This window comes from Nocardia vinacea (genome assembly GCF_035920345.1).
Classification (GTDB): Bacteria; Actinomycetota; Actinomycetes; order Mycobacteriales; family Mycobacteriaceae; genus Nocardia; species Nocardia vinacea_A.
Map to the genome: position 1 here is coordinate 9,340,808 of NZ_CP109149.1, position 16,834 is coordinate 9,357,641.

Annotated in this window: 9 protein-coding genes; all 9 read left to right on the plus strand. The window is 66.8% G+C overall.

Going from position 1 to position 16,834, the window contains the following annotated elements; genetic code table 11:
• The first annotated feature begins 45 nt into the window (after nt 1-45).
• The gene (locus tag OIE68_RS42355; RefSeq protein WP_327096500.1) at nt 46-1,284 is read left to right on the plus strand and encodes a cytochrome P450; all 1,239 of its coding nucleotides are present in this window, start codon (nt 46-48) and stop codon (nt 1,282-1,284) included.
• Nucleotides 1,281-2,492 (plus strand): cytochrome P450, encoded by a 1,212-nt coding sequence (locus OIE68_RS42360; RefSeq protein WP_327096501.1) that lies wholly within the window; start codon nt 1,281-1,283, stop codon nt 2,490-2,492. Before OIE68_RS42355 ends, OIE68_RS42360 begins: the two co-directional genes overlap by 4 nt.
• Nucleotides 2,493-2,636: 144 nt before the next feature.
• A complete protein-coding gene (locus OIE68_RS42365) occupies nt 2,637-3,989 on the plus strand; it encodes an NAD(P)/FAD-dependent oxidoreductase (RefSeq protein WP_327096502.1) in 1,353 nt (450 codons plus the stop codon).
• A 10-nt stretch (nt 3,990-3,999) separates the two neighbouring features.
• Entirely contained in the window at nt 4,000-5,343 is a 1,344-nt protein-coding gene (locus OIE68_RS42370) for a cytochrome P450 (protein WP_327096503.1), read from the plus strand.
• Nucleotides 5,344-5,582: 239 nt separating this feature from the next.
• Nucleotides 5,583-6,515 (plus strand): LysR family transcriptional regulator, encoded by a 933-nt coding sequence (locus OIE68_RS42375; RefSeq protein WP_327096504.1) that lies wholly within the window; start codon nt 5,583-5,585, stop codon nt 6,513-6,515.
• Nucleotides 6,516-6,603: 88 nt separating this feature from the next.
• Entirely contained in the window at nt 6,604-8,280 is a 1,677-nt protein-coding gene (locus tag OIE68_RS42380) for an AMP-dependent synthetase/ligase (protein WP_327096505.1), read from the plus strand.
• 49 nt (nt 8,281-8,329) lie between these two features.
• Complete coding sequence (locus OIE68_RS42385) at nt 8,330-9,580, plus strand: NAD(P)/FAD-dependent oxidoreductase (RefSeq protein ID WP_327096506.1); 1,251 nt, start codon at nt 8,330-8,332, stop codon at nt 9,578-9,580.
• 64 nt (nt 9,581-9,644) lie between these two features.
• Nucleotides 9,645-10,250 carry a GDSL-type esterase/lipase family protein gene (locus tag OIE68_RS42390; RefSeq protein ID WP_327096507.1) on the plus strand — a complete coding sequence of 202 codons (606 nt, stop codon included), beginning with the start codon at nt 9,645-9,647 and terminating at the stop codon, nt 10,248-10,250.
• Between the two features lie 29 nt (nt 10,251-10,279).
• Nucleotides 10,280-16,750 (plus strand): SDR family NAD(P)-dependent oxidoreductase, encoded by a 6,471-nt coding sequence (locus OIE68_RS42395; RefSeq protein WP_327096508.1) that lies wholly within the window; start codon nt 10,280-10,282, stop codon nt 16,748-16,750.
• Nucleotides 16,751-16,834: the final 84 nt, after the last annotated feature.

The following is a 16,834-nucleotide window of genomic DNA, read 5'->3' on the forward strand; positions in this document are numbered from 1 at the left end:
TGTTTTCGCCCGGTTTCCATTTCGCATTCCATTCAGGAGTTGCCGGTGAGTTCCGACCATTCCGCGGTCGAGGAGTTGACCCCGGTTCAGCTGGCCGTCGTCGAGAGCGTCGCACCGCATATGCGACACAATCCGTATGACAGTTATGCGGTGCTGCGTGACGCGGGCCCCTTCGTGCCCGGGCCGCACGACATGCACTTGGTGACCCGTCACCACGAGGCACAGACGATCATGCAGGACCCGCGCTGGAGCCACGCCGAGGAACCGCAACTGCTGCACGGCGACAGCGATGTCGAACTGCCCGGCTCGTTCCTCTGGATGGAGCCGCCGGAGCACACTCGGCTGCGCGGACTGGTCAGCAAGGCATTCACCGCGCGCACCGTCAGCGGCATGCGGGACAGGGCCGAAAAGTTGGTCGACGATCTGCTGGCGAAGATGCTCGCCGCGGGCGAGGTCGATCTGCTGGATGCGCTGGCCTATCCGCTGCCGCTCACCATGGTGTGTGAGCTGCTCGGCGTCCCGGCCGAGGCGCATGAGCACGTGCGTCAGATCTCGACCGGAATCGCTCGCGGCCTCGATCCGGATCTGCTGCTCTCGCCCGCGGAATTGGCCGCACGCACCGCGGCGGTGCACGCCTTCCTGGAGTTCTTCGGCGAGCTGGTGGAGCAGCGCCGCAAATCCCCACGCGACGACCTGATCACGGCGCTGGTGCAGGCCGATGATGCGGGCGCCCGGCTGACCCGCACTGAATTGCTCGGCACGCTGCTGATTCTCGTGGTCGCCGGGCACGAGACGACCGTCAACCTGATCGGCAACGGTGTGCTCGCGCTGATCCGCAATCCGGAGCAGTTCGAGCGGCTGCGCGAATTCCCGGAGCTGTGCGAATCCGCCGTCGACGAGGTGCTGCGCTACGACGCGCCGGTGCACCTCACCACTCGCACGGCGCACGACGTGATCACCGTTTCCGGGCGGACTTTCGCACCCGGTGATGCGGTGATCGTCCTGCTGGCCTCGGCCAACCGCGACCCGCTCGCCTTCCCGGATGCCGACAAGTTCGATATCGCGCGATACGCCGGGGGTCGAAAGGCCGAGCGGCACTTATCTTTCGGCCTCGGCCTGCACTACTGCCTCGGTGCGCCGCTGGCCCGGCTGGAGATGCAGGTGGTGCTGCGCGCCATCGCCGATCGTGTCGGTGCCATGACCCTGCTCGAGGAACCGCCGTATCGGCCGAATGTGGTCGTGCGCGGCATGTCCGAACTTCATGTGCGGCTGGAGGGCCGATGAACACAGCAATTCCGATTACGTTCGATGCCTTCGATCCCAGCGAGCGGGCGGACCCGTATCCGGCATACCGTCGGGTGCGCGATGCCGCCGCACTGTTCCCGTACGAATTCGGCGATGTGCCGGTCACTTTGATCACCCGATACGAGGAATGCGCCGCCATCCTGACCGGCTCGGACTGGGGTCACGGCTATGCCGCCGGAATCAGCCCGTTCCGCGACACCACCGCCGCGATTCCGGGCTCCTTCGTCCGAATGGACCCGCCGGAACACGGCCGCTACCGCAAGCTGGTCGCGAAGGCGTTCACGCCGCGGCTGATGGCGGAGATGGTTCCGGTGGCCGGTCAGGTTGTCAGCGACCTGGTCGACGCGGCGGTGCGTCGTGGTGAGCTGGATGTGCTCAACGATCTCGCCGTTCCCCTCGCGGTGGCGATGGTGCCGGTCCGGCTGCTCGGCGCCGATCCGGCCGATGGCGCACTGTTCCGCGAGTGGCAGCTGGCGATCGCGCGGGGCAGTGATCCGGATTCGCTGCTCGGCCCGGACGAGGTGGCCGCACGCGGCACCGCGGCGATGGAGTGCATGGGCTACTTCGCCCGGCTGATCCAGCAGAAGAAGGCGAATCCGACACCGGATCTGCTGAGCGCGCTGGTGGCCGCGAGCGGTGCGCAGCTGACCGAGCCCGAGGTGATCGGGATCGCGCTGCTGACGCTGGTCGCAGGCATGGAGACCTCGATCAACCTGATCGGCAACGGCATGCTCGCACTGCTGCGCAATCCGGCTCAGCTGCAGCTGCTTCGGGACAATCCGGAGTTGATCGGTCCGTCGCTGGACGAGATGCTGCGCTACGACGCCCCGACCCAGTTCACCATCCGAGTCGCCTTGGCCGACACCACCGTCGGTGAGCACGAATTCCGTCGCGGCGACGGCGTGGTCGTACTCACTGCCTCGGCCAGCCGGGACGATCGGGTATACCCGGACGCGGACACCTTCGATGTCACTCGCTACGCCGGAAACCGACCGGCGCGCAAGCATCTCGGCTTCAGCCTCGGCATCCACTATTGCGTCGGTGCACCGCTCGCGCGCATCGAGGCGCAGGCGACCCTCGGCACCCTGCTCGACCGGGCCCCGAAACTCGAACTCGCTACCGACACCGTCGAACACCGGCCCAGCCTGATCCACCGCGGCATCGTGTCGCTGCCGGTGTCCTTGTGAGCGCGCGAGCAACCAACGCGGCCGACCTCGGTCGGGACGAGCCGAGCGTTGGCGAGGCGGAGGTATGAGCGAGCGCGGCGAGCGAACCACGAACACAGCCGAGCTCTCGCTCGTGCCGGAGCTGAGCGCCGGCGAGGCGGAGTCATGAACGAGCGGCGGCACGCGGTAGTGCTCGGCGCAGGCATTGCGGGGCTGCTCGCCGCCCGGGTGCTTTCCGAGCACTACGCCCGGGTCACCATTTTCGAGCGCGACATGGTGGCCGGTACCGCCATGCGACGCGGCGTACCACAGGCACGGCACCTGCACGGACTGCTGGATCGTGGCCGGACCATTATCGAGCAGCTGTATCCGGGTTTCACCTCCGAAATGGCCGATCGGGGCGCGACCACTGCGGAGGCATTGGTCGGAACCCGTTGGTACGTAGGCGGATTGCGTGTCGCGCCCACCTCGACCGGACTCACCTCGGTAATGGCGACCAGGCCGCTATTGGAAGAGGTACTGCGACAACGAACACTCGCCGTGCCCGGCGTGCGCCTGTATGAGGGCATGGCGCGCGGCCTCATCGGCGATGCCGCACGGGTGCGTGCGGTGTCGGTCTCCGGCGGATACGGCGCAGAGGCGCACGCCACGGACCTCATCGTCGACGCGACCGGACGCGGCTCCCGCGCGAGCGTATGGCTAGCTGCCCTCGGCGCGCGGATACCCCTGGAGGAGCGTCTCGAGGTCGACCTCGGCTATGCCTCCCGACTCTTCCGCTGGCGGCCCGGACAATTGGGCGACCACTCCTCGGTGATCATCTCCACCGGCCCGAATGGCCGTGGTGGCGGCGCGATTCGGGTCGAGGGCGACCGGTGGCACATCACGCTGGCCGGAATGCTCGGCGACCATCCACCGACCGATCCGGACGGCTTCGCCGAATTCGCCGCCACCATTGCGGCACCCGATATCCACGAACTCATCACCAGCTCCGAACCGCTCGAGGATGCCGTGCCGCATCGATTCCGCTCTCCGGTGCGGCGCCGATTCGAGCGGCTTTCCGCTGTGCCGCGGGGGTTTCTGGTACTCGGTGACGCGCTGTGCGGCTTCAATCCGCTGTACGCGCAGGGCATGGCGGTGGCCGCGCAACAGGCCCTGGTGCTGCGCGACTGTCTGCGCGCCGGATCCGAGGCCGAGCTACCTGCCCGGTTCTACTCCGCCGCGGGCAAAGTGGTCGATGTCGCGTGGCAGCTCGCGGCCGGTGCCGATCTCAGCCATCCGGGCGTCATCGGCTCGCGCACGACGCGCACGCGCCTCACCAATGCCTATGTCGCTCGAGCACACCGCGCCGCACATGTCGATCCGCAGGTCGCGCGGACATTTCTACGCGTCGCAAATCTCGTCGAACCACCCGCTGCACTTCTGCATCCACTGATCGCTGGCCGAATCCTGTTGCGCGGCAACATCAAACCAGCCGAAATAGCCGAACGCACACCGATCCTCATCGAACCGACGAGGTGACGGGTCCGCAATGTCGCGCCCCGCACCGCAACAGTCCGACCGGCCGCACCGCCCGTTCGGCGGTGCACCGCAAAGAAGGGACCACCCCGACATGTCGCATGCGAATACGGCGGTGGCGGAACAGGATTCCGCCATCCAGACCGCCATCGCTCACTTATTCGGCCCGGAAGGCAGATCCGACCCCTACACCCCCGCACGGGTCCTGCGCGAAGCGGGTCCGCTGCATCAGACCCCGCTCGGCCACCACCTGCTGACCCGCTACGAGGACTGCACGGCCGTGCTGTCGACCACCGCGTGGAGTCATGCGGAAGAGGCCGCGATGATGCACCCCACCGTGTCACCCGAGGACGCGGCCGAGGAACTGCCCACTTCGTTCCTCTGGATGGAGCCGCCGGACCACACCCGGCTGCGCAATCTGGTGACCAAGGGCTTCACCCCGCGCATGGTGACCCGGCTGCGCCCGCGCATCGAGGAGCTCACCGCGGAACTCGTCGACAATGCGCTGGCCGCGGGCGAATTCGATCTCGTCGAGATGATCGCCTACCCGCTCCCGCTGATCATCGCCTGCGAGTTGATCGGCGTGCCGCCGGAGGCCTATGAGCGGGTGCACCAGTGGTCCCAGGACCTGGCGCGCGGCTTCGATCACGACTACACGCTGCCCGAAGCGGCGCTGAAGGCCCGCAGCGCAGGTTCGCGCGGCTTCATGGGTTACTTCCGTGAGTTGCTGAACGAGCGGCGCCACGATCCGAAGGACGACCTGCTGAGCGTGTTGTCGCAGGTCGAGGACCGCGGCGATGTGCTCACCGAACAGGAACTGCTGGCCACCTGCATCACCACCTTCGTCGCCGGGCACGAGACCACCGCCAATCTGATCGGCACCGGCATGCTGCAGCTGATGCGCAATCCGGGCGAAGTCGCGGCCCTGCGCGCACGTCCCGAGCTGACCGCATCCGCACCCGACGAACTGCTGCGGCTGGAGCCGTCGGTGCAGATCACCACCCGTGCCGCCACTCGGCCGATCACCATCGCGGGCCACGAGTTCGAAACCGGCGAAGGGGTTGTGGTGCTGATCAATTCGGCCAACCGCGACGACGCCGTCTTCGCCGATCCGGACCGGGTCGACGTCGCCAGGTATTCCGATCCGATGCGTCCGGCCAAGAAGCACCTCGGCTTCAGTCTCGGCATCCACTACTGCCTCGGCGCACCCCTGGCACTGCTGGAAATGGAGGTGCTGCTCGACGTGCTGTTGCGGAAAGTGCGTGATATCGAACTGCTTTCGGACGAACCGCCCTATAAGCCGAATGTGGTCATTCGCGGGCTGGAATCCCTGCCGACGAGGTTCACCGCCAAGTGAGTTGCGCTCGGACTCGGTGTGATAGCGCACCGGGTCCGCAGGTGAGTTATTCGCTATTGCCTCGGCCCGTCGTTTCGGGGATGCTGAATGGTCACGGCTCCGCGATAGCACACCTGCGCAACGCCCGGGGTCAGTTCACCCGGCCGCAATGCTCTCGGCGATATCCGTCCGATCGCGGTTCATCCTCGGTTACCTGGCTCCGCTAACGTTTCGGGTACGCGGAATAAGGAGCCGGCGGCATGGAGTTCCGACATCTGGTTTCATTCATCACTATTGCCGAAGAGCTGCATTTCGGACGCGCAGCGCAGCGCTTGCATCTCACGCAGCCCAGTCTCAGTGCCCAGCTGCAGAAGCTGGAGAAATCACTCGGCGTGCAACTGGTCGCACGTAACTCCCACGAGGTCAAGTTGACCCCGGCGGGCCGAGAATTCGAGAGTCAAGCCCGCATAATCGTGGCCCAGATGGACCGGGCCGCCCAGGTCGCCAAGGCGACCGCCGAGGGGCGCGCGGGCACCCTCAATATCGGTTACAACCTTCCGGCCAGCAGACATGTGCTGCCGGAGGCGCTCACCGGAATGACCGAACGACATCCCGATATCGTGGTGTCGCTGTGGGAGAAGCGCACCGGCCCGCAGCTGGCGGCGCTGGCCGACGGCTCGCTCGACGTGGCGCTGGTCTACGGCCACCCGAGCACCTCGGACTTCTCGTATCGCCGATTGCTGCACCGGGTTCCGCTGGTCGCGGTGGTCGGGCGCAGGCACCGCTGGGCCGACCGGCCCGGCGTGCCCTTCGCCGAATTGGCGGGGCAGGAGTGTGTGCTGTTCGCCCGCGAACAGTGTCCGGCCATGTACGACTCCATCTTCCGCGCGGCCGCGGACACCAGGATCAGCCTGGCGGTCGCGCATACCGCGGATGATCCCGGCGCGACCGCGCATATGGTCTCGGTGCGTCCGTTCGTCGGATTCGCCTCGCTACCGCGCGCGATCTCGATGGGTATGGGTGCGCCGGGCAGTAACTCGGTGGCGGTCAAACTGTTCGATCCGGTGCCGACATTGGATTTGTACGCGGTGTGGCGTACGGACGAGTCGAATCCGGCGGTTTCGTTTTTCCTGGAGTGCATCGATTCCCCCGAACCGGCACGTATAGATATTGCCCGTGCACTATCGGCCTGAGTCCTTCGATAGGCCATGACATTCGCGCGGTAGGAACCTCTGTATCGGCGGGGACGTAATTCGTTGCCGCCGACCAGAATTCGACATTGTGAATACAGTGTCAGTGACCGAGAACGGGATCGACCTCCCGGACGACGCGAGTTTGTACTCGGTGATTTCCGGTGCGGCCGCGGCACATCCGCAACGGCATTCGCTGTGCGGCGCGGACGGTACGCAACTCACCTGCGCCGAAGTGGACCGGCGGGCACGGGCGCTGGCCTCGGCGCTGGCCGGGCGTGGCGTGCAAGCGGGGGATCGGGTCGCGATCCTCGGCCGCACGAGCCTGGAGTGGGCGCTGCTGGATTGCGCACTGCTCGCCCTCGGCGCCGTGGTCGTTCCGGTGTATCCGACGTCGTCGGCGGCGCAGATCGAGCACATCCTGCGCGATAGTGGCAGTGCGTATTTCGTCGCCGAGGACGAATCCGATGGAGCGCGCCTGCGTGCCGCGGGTGCGGGCGAGGTCTGGACCTTCGCACTGATCGCGGAGTGGACGGCGACCGAGATCGACGCGGATCTCGGTGCCCGCATCGCCGCGGTGCACGCCGATGACCTGGCCATGATCGTCTACACCAGCGGCACCACCGGCGTCTCCAAGGGATGCCTGATCACGCACCGCAATATGTTCGTATCCTCGGCCAATACCGTGCGGCAGACCGGTGACCTGTTCGACGGCACGACCGTGCTCGCGCTGCCGCTGTCGCACGTCTTCGGCCAGACCATCCTGTTCGCCTGCCTGTTCGGCGGCAGCCGTACCCATCTGCTGCCCGCCATTCCGGACATGGTGCCGGTGCTGCCGGCGCTGCGGCCCACCTTCCTGGCGCTGATTCCCTACGGACTGGAGAAGATTCGCAAGTACTGCCGAACGCTGCTGTCCGGCACCGAGGAGCAGGAGGCGGTGGCGCGCGGCCTGGGACTGCTGCGTGACCAGGCGACGCCGCAGCCGTCCGACCATCCGGTGGCGGCCGCGCTCGGTGGCGAGCTGCGCTACGTCATCTCCGGCGGCGCCTCGCTCGACGAATCGACCATCGGGTTCTACGCCGGATTCGGTGTGGTGCTGCTGAACTGCTACGGGCTCACCGAGGCGGCGACGGCCGTGACGGTCAGCGCGCCGGAAAACAATCGGCTCGGCACCGTGGGCCGACCGATTCCGGGCACTTCGGTCGTCATCGCGGAGGTCGACGGCGAGGTGCTGGTCGGTGGCCCGCACGTCTCACCGGGCTACTGGGGTGCGGCGGCGGACCAGGCCGTCGTCGACCGCGAAGGTTGGCTGCACACAGGCGATCTCGGTGAACTCGATTCCGACGGCTATCTGCGCATCACCGGCCGCAAAAAGGAGATCCTGGTGACCTCCGGCGGCAAGAATGTCGCGCCCGCGCCGCTGGAAGATCGGGTGCGGCTGCATCCGCTGGTGAGCAACTGCATGGTGGTCGGTGACGGCCGCGACTACGTCACCGCGCTGGTGACGCTGGACCCGGTGCAGGTGCAGCGCTGGCGCGGCGACCATTCCGACGGTGATCTCGAAGCCGCCGTGCAGATCGCGGTCGACGATGCGAATTCCCTTGTCTCCCGCGCGGAATCGATCCGCGCATTCCGAATTGTGGACGGCGACTTCACCGTTGACGATGGCTTGCTCACCTCGTCTCGGAAACTGCGCAGAGCCGCGATCACCACGGCCTATTCCGCCGATATCGATTACCTCTACCCGGCACGCCAACCCGCGCAATAAGCGCGGCCGATCTCGAAATCGAATTCGACTACCGGAAAGTGATGCGAACATGTACGACGTCATCGTTGTCGGAACTCGGGTTGCGGGTTCCCCGCTGGCCATGCTGCTGGCCAGGAAGGGTTACCGGGTCCTCGCCGTGGACCGCGCCACCTTCCCGAGCGATACCCCCTCGACCCACTACATCCACCAGGCCGGACTCGGCATGCTGAAGTCGTGGGGTCTGCTGGACCAGGTGGTGGCCTCCGGCTGCCCGCCCATCCGGCACCTGAACTTCTCCTACACCGACATCGTCATCAAGGGCTTCGCCGATATTGCGGCCGACGGCATCGACGCCGTGTACTGCCCGCGCCGCACCGTGCTGGACAAGATCCTGGTCGACGCGGCCGGTAATGCGGGCGTGGAGGTGATCCACGGGTTCTCCGTCACCGAGTTGGTGTTCGACGAGGATCGGGTGGTCGGCATTCGCGGGCGCATCCGCGATGGTGTGGAACAGGAGTTCCGCGCCGGACTGGTGATCGGTGCCGACGGGTCGAATTCGACCGTGGCGAAGGCGGTCGGCACCGAGGTCTACGAGGGTTCCCCGGCGGCGTGCTTCGTCTACTACTCCTACTACGACGGCGTCGACTGGGGCATGCAGCACCGCACCGGATTCGGTGAGCAGCAGTTCGCGGCGTGGCCGACCAATGACGGACTCTCGCTGGTCGCGGTGATGCGCAAGCGTGACCGTTTCCGCGACTTCCGCACCGATCCGGATGCCGGTGTGCAGGAGATCGTCGACCAGATCGACCCGGAACTCGGTGCGCGCCTGCGGGATACCGGCAAGCGGGTCGAGCAGTTCCGGCCCATGCTCTACCCGGACAACTACCGTCGCCGCTCCTACGGACCCGGTTGGGCGCTGGTTGGAGACGCCGGTTACCACAAGGATCCGTTCACCGGCTGGGGCATTACCGATGCCTTCAAGTACGCCCAGCTGCTGGCCGATCTGGTCGACGCGGGGCTGTCCGGCGCCCGGCCGCTCGATGAGGCGCTGGCCGAGTACCAGGTCGAGCGCGACGCGCAGAGCGCGAGCACTTACGAACTGACGCAGAGCATTTCGGAGCTGTCGCTGACGCCGTACTACGACTCGGTATTCCGCGCGACCAGCTATGACGAGGACTACTCGAAGAAATTCTTCGGGCTTATCGCCGGAATCTACTCGCCGGACAAGTACTTCGGCGAGCAGGAGCTCACCGAGCTGTACGAGAAGGTCGACTTCCCGGTCGACGCGCGGCATGTCACCAACGATGGGGTGACGGCGTGAGCGAGCGAACCATGTCACAGCGCACATCGCGCACGACGGAACCGAGCGTCAGCGAGGTGCGGTCGTGAGCGGCCCCGGACTGACCGCGTTGGGGGACAGCTTCGTCGAGGGCCGCGGTGATGCCGCGGCTGGTGGCGGCTACCGCGGCTGGGTGCCCCGATTAGGCGGCCAGCTAGGCCTGCGACCCGCTGCTGTGCGCAACTTCGGTGCGCATGGGGCTACCACCAGTATTGTGCTCGAACAGCAACTGCGCCTCGCTATTTCGGCGCGATCGGGTCTGTTCGGTGTCGTCGTCGGCGTGAACGATCTGGTCAGTGACTTCGACCCGAATCGGTTCGAGCGCAATCTCGGGATCCTGTTCGGCACGTTACGTAGCGCTGGCGCAACGGTTTTCACGGCAAGCTACCCGGATATTCCGGCCCGGCTGCCGGTGCCGGACGGGTTTCGTGCGCTGCTGCGGGAGCGGTTCGTCTTCGCCAATACGGTGCTGGCCGCCGTCACCGCCGAAACCGGCACACTGCTGCTGGATATCGCCGCCCAGTCCGAGTGGGAGCGGCCCGAGGTGTGGACCGCCGATGGTCTGCACCCGAGCTCGCTCGGTCATCACATGTTCGCCGCGGGTGCGGCCGAACTCATCGCGTCGCGTACCGCGACCACCGTCGCCGCCTGATCTTTCCACCCGGTTCGAGAGGAACTTTCGTGACAGACGACAGACGCCTGGCGCGCAACCCGATCGCTATTGTCGGGATGTCCGGGCTGCTGCCCAACGCGCACAACCATCGAGAGTATTGGCAGAACATCGTCGACGGCGTGGACTGCACCACCGAGGTGCCCACATCGCGCTGGAGCCTCGACGACTACTTCGACGCCGATCCGGACGCCCCGGATAAGACCTACTCGCGTCGCGGTGCGTTCCTGCCCGATATCGACTTCGACCCACTGGAATTCGGGCTGCCACCCAATCAGCTCGAAGTCACCAGCACCATGCAGACGCTCAGCCTCGGTGTGGCGCGCGATCTGCTGATCGATGCGGGCGCGGTCGATTCCGCCTGGTACGACCCGGGCAAGACCGGCGTCGTGCTCGGCACCACCGGACCGGTGCCGCTGATGCATCCGCTGGCGGCACGACTTTCGACACCGGTGTTGAAGGAGGCGGCGCGCTCGGTCGGACTCTCCGATACCGACGCCGATGCGATCGCCGATAAGTTCGTCGCGGCTTTCGCACCGTGGGAGGCGAATTCGTTCCCGGGCCTGCTGGCCAATATCACCGCGGGCCGGGTCGCCAATCGGCTCGGCCTCGGCGGTATCAACTGCACCGTCGATGCGGCGTGTGCGGCATCGCTTGCCGCACTGCGGACGGCCATTGCCGAACTGCAGGACGGCCGCGCCGACATGATGATCACCGGCGGTGTGGATACCGAGAACACCATCTTCATCTACATGTGCTTCAGCAAGGTGGGGGCGCTGTCGGCGAACGGACAGATCAGCCCGTTCTCCTCCGATGCGAACGGCACCCTGCTCGGTGAGGGCATCACCATGCTCGCCCTGCGGCGGCTGGAAGACGCACGTCGTGATGGCAATCGGATCTACGCCGTCATCCGCGGCCTGGGTTCCTCCAGTGACGGCCGGGCGAAGAGCATCTACGCGCCGCGTGCGGGCGGGCAGCGGGTCGCCCTCGATCGGGCCTATGCCGACGCCGAATGCTCACCGGCGGATGTCGCGCTTATCGAGGCGCATGCGACCGGTACGCCGGTCGGCGACAAGACCGAGCTCACCGCGCTGAAATCGGTCCTGTCGGACGCGACTTCGGAGTCTCGCTTCGCGGCGCTGGGCAGTGTGAAGTCGCAGATCGGGCATACCAAGGGTGCCGCGGGTACCGCCTCGGTCATGAAGTTGGCGCTCGCACTGCACCAGAAGGTGTTGCCGGGCACCATCAATGTGGATGCGCCGAATGCGGAGATCGCGCCGGACGACGCGCCCTATTACGTGAATACCCGGACGCGGCCGTGGATCCGGGATCCGCAGCGTCCGGTGCGTCGGGCGGCAGCTTCGGCATTCGGGTTCGGCGGCACCAACTTCCACGTTGTGTTGGAGGAGGCCGACTCCGGTCGGACCGAGCCGGTATTGCATCGCACCGCGCGGGCACATCTGTGGCATGCGCCCGATGTGGCCGGGCTGGTGGATGCGGTCCGCAGCGTGGATGGCATTGACGGCGGTGATATTCCGGAGGATCACGCCCGCATCGGATTCGTTTCGGTGGACGATGAGAACGCCGCGCACCTGCGGGCGCTCGCGGTGGACGAACTGGTCCGCAATCCCGAGGCCGTGGCGTGGGACCACCCGGAGGGCGTGTACTTCCGGGCGGCGGCATTGCCGGAGCGCAAGATCGGTGCGCTCTTCGCCGGACAGGGCAGTCAGTACGTCGATATGGGAGCGGATGCGGCACTGAGCAATCCGGCGGTCGGCGCGGCCTTCGATGCGGCGAATATCGCATTCGCCGGAGCGCCGGTGCGGCTGTCTTCGGTGGTGTTCCCGCCGCCCGCGTTCGATGAAGAAACATCATCGAAGCAGGAAACGTCTTTGCGCCGAACTGAATTCGCGCAGCCTGCGATCGGTGCGCTGTCGTCGGGGCAGTTCCGGGCGCTGGCGGACCGCGGGTTCCGTGCGGACGGATATCTGGGCCACAGCTTCGGTGAACTCACCGCGCTGTGGGCCGCCGGTGCGGTCGGCACCGAGGACTTCTTCGCCCTGGCCCGGGCGCGCGGTGCGGCGATGACGCCGGCCGCCGGTGTCGAGGCCGGGACCATGGTGGCGCTCGGTGCGTCGAGGGAGATCGCCGAGGAACTGCTCACCGGTGTCGACGATGTGTGGATCTGCAACCACAATGCGCCCGATCAGGTCGTTGTCGGCGGTGGGCCGGAGGGGATCGCCGCCGTGGTCGAGCGGGCCGGTGCGCGTGGGGTGGCCACTCGGGCACTGCCGGTGTCGGGTGCGTTCCACACGCCGTATGTGGCGCATGCGGTGGACGCGTTCGCCGACGCGACCGCGGCGGTGACGATCGGTGCGCCCGACGCGCCGGTATACGCGAATACCCCCGATGCCCGCTATGGCGATGATGTCGCGGCCAATCGAGCGCTGCTCACCGGACAGCTCAGTAAGCCGGTCGAATTCGTCGCCGCGCTGACCGCGATGCGTGCAGATGGCTGCACGGTGTTCGTGGAATTCGGGCCGAAGCAGGTGCTGACCTCATTGGTGCGGCGCACCCTCGGCGACGATGTCGTTGCCATCCCGACGGACTCCGGTCCCATCGGCAATAGCGATCTGGCGCTGGTACGTGCGGCGGTACGGCTGGCTGTGCTCGGCTTCGGCCTGCACGGCATCAATCGGCACGCCGCGCCTTTGCCTGCTTCGCGCACCTCGAATCGTGCGATGACCGTGACGATCTCGGCGCCCGAGTACGTGCCGGAGAGCCGGCGTGCGGCGTATGCGGCCGCACTCGACGACGGCTATCGCGTCAGTGTTGCCGCACCAACTCCTGTCGACACCGTCGTCGATCCTCAGCCTGAAACGCTGCCCGTGGCAGCAACTTTCGCCGAACCAACGGAGACGACCGTGTATCAGCCCTACGACTCGGGCTCGGACGCACTCGACAGTGCGCTCGTACAGCACCTACAGACCCACCGTCAGTTCCTCGACGGGCAGCTGGATATGGCCCGCAACCTGGCCGGGGCGCTCGGCAATGGATCGCTCGACGAGGCGACCGTGCGGGCGATCGAAGCCGTGAAGGATCACGGTGTGGCGATCAGTGAAAGTCATTCGCGGGCAAATGAAGTGCTCGCGCAGTTGGCGGAGCTGGAGGGTGGATTCGCGCCTGTTGCGCGGACGGCGGCCGTGACGCGGCGGGTGGAGTCCACTCGGCAGGCGGCCATCGAGTCGGCGCCTGAGCGTCGGCCGTTGGCTCCGAAAGGCGTCGGCGCATCGGGTGCTGCCGAAACCGATGCGGCGCATTCGGGGATCTCCACCAACGGTGGACCGGTCACTCCGGAGAGTGGCACTTCCGCCGCTCCCCAGCTCAACGGTGGCGTCGCCGCTGCTCCCGAGTTCCAGGCCAATGGTGGTGCGGCTGCTAGGGAGTCCGGAGGTGGCGCGGTATCCAGTTCTCAGGCCGCATCCACCGACGCACTGCTGAGCGCGTTGCGGGAGGTCGTGGCCGAGAAGACCGGGTATCCGGTGGAGATGGTGGATCCGTCGATGGATCTGGAGGCCGATCTCGGGGTGGATTCGATCAAGCGGGTTCAGGTGATCGGGGCGCTGCAGGAGCTGTTCCCGCAGCTGCCGAACCTCGGGCCGGAGCAGTTGGGGACGCTGCGGACGCTCGATCAGATTGCGAGTTTGCTGGGTGCGGGTGGGGCGGCCTCGGAGGGGTCGGGCGCGCCTACGGCGGCTCCCGGAACCGCTGGGCCGACTGCACCTGCGGTTGCCGGAACTGCTGGGGCGGCTGCGGTTGGTGCCGAAGCTGCTGTACCTGCCGGAGCTGCTGCGGCGGCCGGTGCCGGAAACACCTCGGCGGCCGCACCCACGGGTGACGACCTGCGGATCGCGTTGCGGGAGGTCGTCGCCGAGAAGACCGGCTATCCGGTCGAAATGGTGGATCCGTCGATGGATCTGGAGGCCGACCTCGGGGTCGATTCGATCAAGCGGGTTCAGGTGATCGGCGCACTCCAGGAACGGTTTCCGGACTTACCCAGCCTCGGTCCGGAGCAGCTCGGCACGCTACGCACAGTGGATCAGATCGTCGACGAGCTCGCGACGTCGGTGGGCGGTGATGTCCACCCAAAAGCTGAGGCCGCGGCCGAAACGCCGCGGTATGCCGTCGAACTGATCACCCTGCCGTCGCTGGACCGGGCCGTTGCCCCATATCGCGAGGGCGGTGTGGTCGCGCTGGTCGACCTCACCGGCCAGGCGGATGCAGACTGCGCCGCCATCGAATCCGTGCTCACCGAGCAGGGCTGGTCGGTGCATCGGACGGATTCGGCAGGCCTGTCGGATCTCGATTCCGTCGATGCCTTCCTCGCGGTGCTGAGCTGTGAGTTCGCCGATTGGGAGGCCGCGCAGCGGTGGCTCGGCGCCGCCGTGCTGACCGCCGGTCATGCGGTGCCGCGCCTCGCGAAGACCGCTGATCGGGCGGCGTTCGTCACGGTGACCCGGATCGACGGTCACCTCGGCTTCCTCGGCACGGCGGGTCCGATTGCCGCACTGCTCGGCGGTGTCGGCGGTGTCGTGAAAACCCTTGCGGCCGAACAGCCCGCGCTGTTCTGCCGGGCACTGGACATCGACCCGGAAATCACACCGGCGCGACTGGCCGAGCTGGTCACCGCGGAGTTGCACGACGCCGCACGTGACACGCTCGAGGTCGGTATCGATGCGGCTGAGCAGCGCAGGACGCTGGTGCCCAGTGCACATGCGCCCGCCCGTTCGGTCAGCATCGTGCGTCACGCGCAGGGGCCGAGTGTACTTACAGCACAGGATGTTCTGCTCGTCACGGGTGGTGCGCGTGGCGTCACCGCCACATGTGTCAGAGCGCTGGCACAGCGGAGCGATGCGCGCTTCGTCCTGCTCGGTCGTTCCGAGCTGACACCTGAACCGGACTGGGCTGCAGGCGTTTCCGATGCCGAGCTCAAGGCTGCGGCGGTGCGCGCACTCGCCGGCACCGGAGCAAAGCCGCGCGATATCGAGCGTGCGTGCGCGCAAATACGGGCCACCCGCGAAATCAGCGAAACGTTGACCGAATTGGGTTCGCGGGCAGAGTATCTGGCCGTCGATGCCACCGACGAGGCGGCGGTACGCACCGCACTCGCACCGTGGCGCGACACCATAACCGGCGTCGTGCACGGGGCAGGTGTGCTGGCGGACTCCATGATCACCGACAAAACAGCCGAATCCATCGAGCGGGTACTGGATCCCAAGATCTCCGGGCTGGCCACCGTGCTGGCCGCACTCGGCGAACTACGGCATCTGGTGCTGTTCACCTCGGTGGCCGGACTGTTCGGTAACACGGGTCAGGCCGACTACGCGGCCGCGAACGAGGCGCTGTCTCGATTCGCGGTGAGCTATCGGCGGCGCTATCCCGACTGCCACGTCACCGCGATCGACTGGGGTGCCTGGGACGGCGGCATGGTGACGCCCGAACTGCGCGAGCATTTCCACGCTCGCGGCATCGCCCTGCTGGACCCAGAGACGGGTGCGGCGGCCTTCACCGAACAGTTCACCGCGGACCGACGTGACGATGCGGTAGTACTGATCGGTCCAGCCGAAAGTCTCACGGGCGATACGACAGTCGATCCACCCGCGATACAGGCCCGGCGGATCATCACCGGGCTCACCGACGATCCGATTATCCAGGCGCACCGAATCGGCGAACATATCGTGCTACCAGCCACGTTCGGCATCGGCGCGATGGTGAATCTGGCCGAGCGCAGCTTGCCCGGCCGAATGGTCGTCGGTGCCAGGGGTTTCCAGGTCCTCAAGGGAATCGTGTTCGATCATCCGCTGGATGAGCTCGAACTCGAACTCGTCCCCGGCGAGTCTGTCGATGGCCTGGCGCTGGTCGAGGCGGCTGTCCGCAGTGACGATGCGCTGCATTTCCGGGCGACACTGCTGCTGGCTGCCGAACCCGATCAGCCGCCGACCAAGGCGATCCCGACCGGCTCGGTCAGCGACGCGAATATCTACCGCGATGCCATCCAGTTCCACGCGCCCGCCCTCCAGGGCCTGCGCACGGTACTGGCGGCCTCGGACGAGGCGATCGTCTTCGAATGCGCCTTGCCCGCCGCGCGAGTGGCCGACGGCGCCTACGCCGGCCGCCTGCACGACCCGGTCCTCGCCGACCTGATCTTGCAGGGCCCACCGGTGCTGGGCTACCGACTCCTCGGAGCGGCCTGTCTGCCACTGGGCGTCGGTCGCGTGGACTACTACGGGCAGCTGCCCACGGACGAGCCGTTCCTGCTCACCGTGGACAACCCACGGCCCGGCAGCTTCGATGTCCGGATCGACGCCACCGCGACAACACCGGATGGGACAGTGCTGCAACGCTTCTCGGACGTCACCGTGGTGACGACGCCGGATCTGACCGCGAAATTCCAGGCTTCGGTCCGGGGGTGGATGGCATGACGATGCTCGAATTCGACGGGGTTCCGTTCGATCTGGTCGGCGCTGCTGCCGTCCGGGGCACGTCGGCGCTTGTGGTCCAGGAAA

Coding starts and splice junctions, on each gene's coding strand:
- OIE68_RS42375 (WP_327096504.1), top strand. CDS start 5,583: ATGGAGTTCCGACATCTGGTTTCATTCATCACTATTGCCGAAGAGCTG.
- OIE68_RS42360 (WP_327096501.1), top strand. CDS start 1,281: ATGAACACAGCAATTCCGATTACGTTCGATGCCTTCGATCCCAGCGAG.
- OIE68_RS42370 (WP_327096503.1), top strand. CDS start 4,000: ATGTCGCGCCCCGCACCGCAACAGTCCGACCGGCCGCACCGCCCGTTC.
- OIE68_RS42365 (WP_327096502.1), top strand. CDS start 2,637: ATGAACGAGCGGCGGCACGCGGTAGTGCTCGGCGCAGGCATTGCGGGG.
- OIE68_RS42385 (WP_327096506.1), top strand. CDS start 8,330: ATGTACGACGTCATCGTTGTCGGAACTCGGGTTGCGGGTTCCCCGCTG.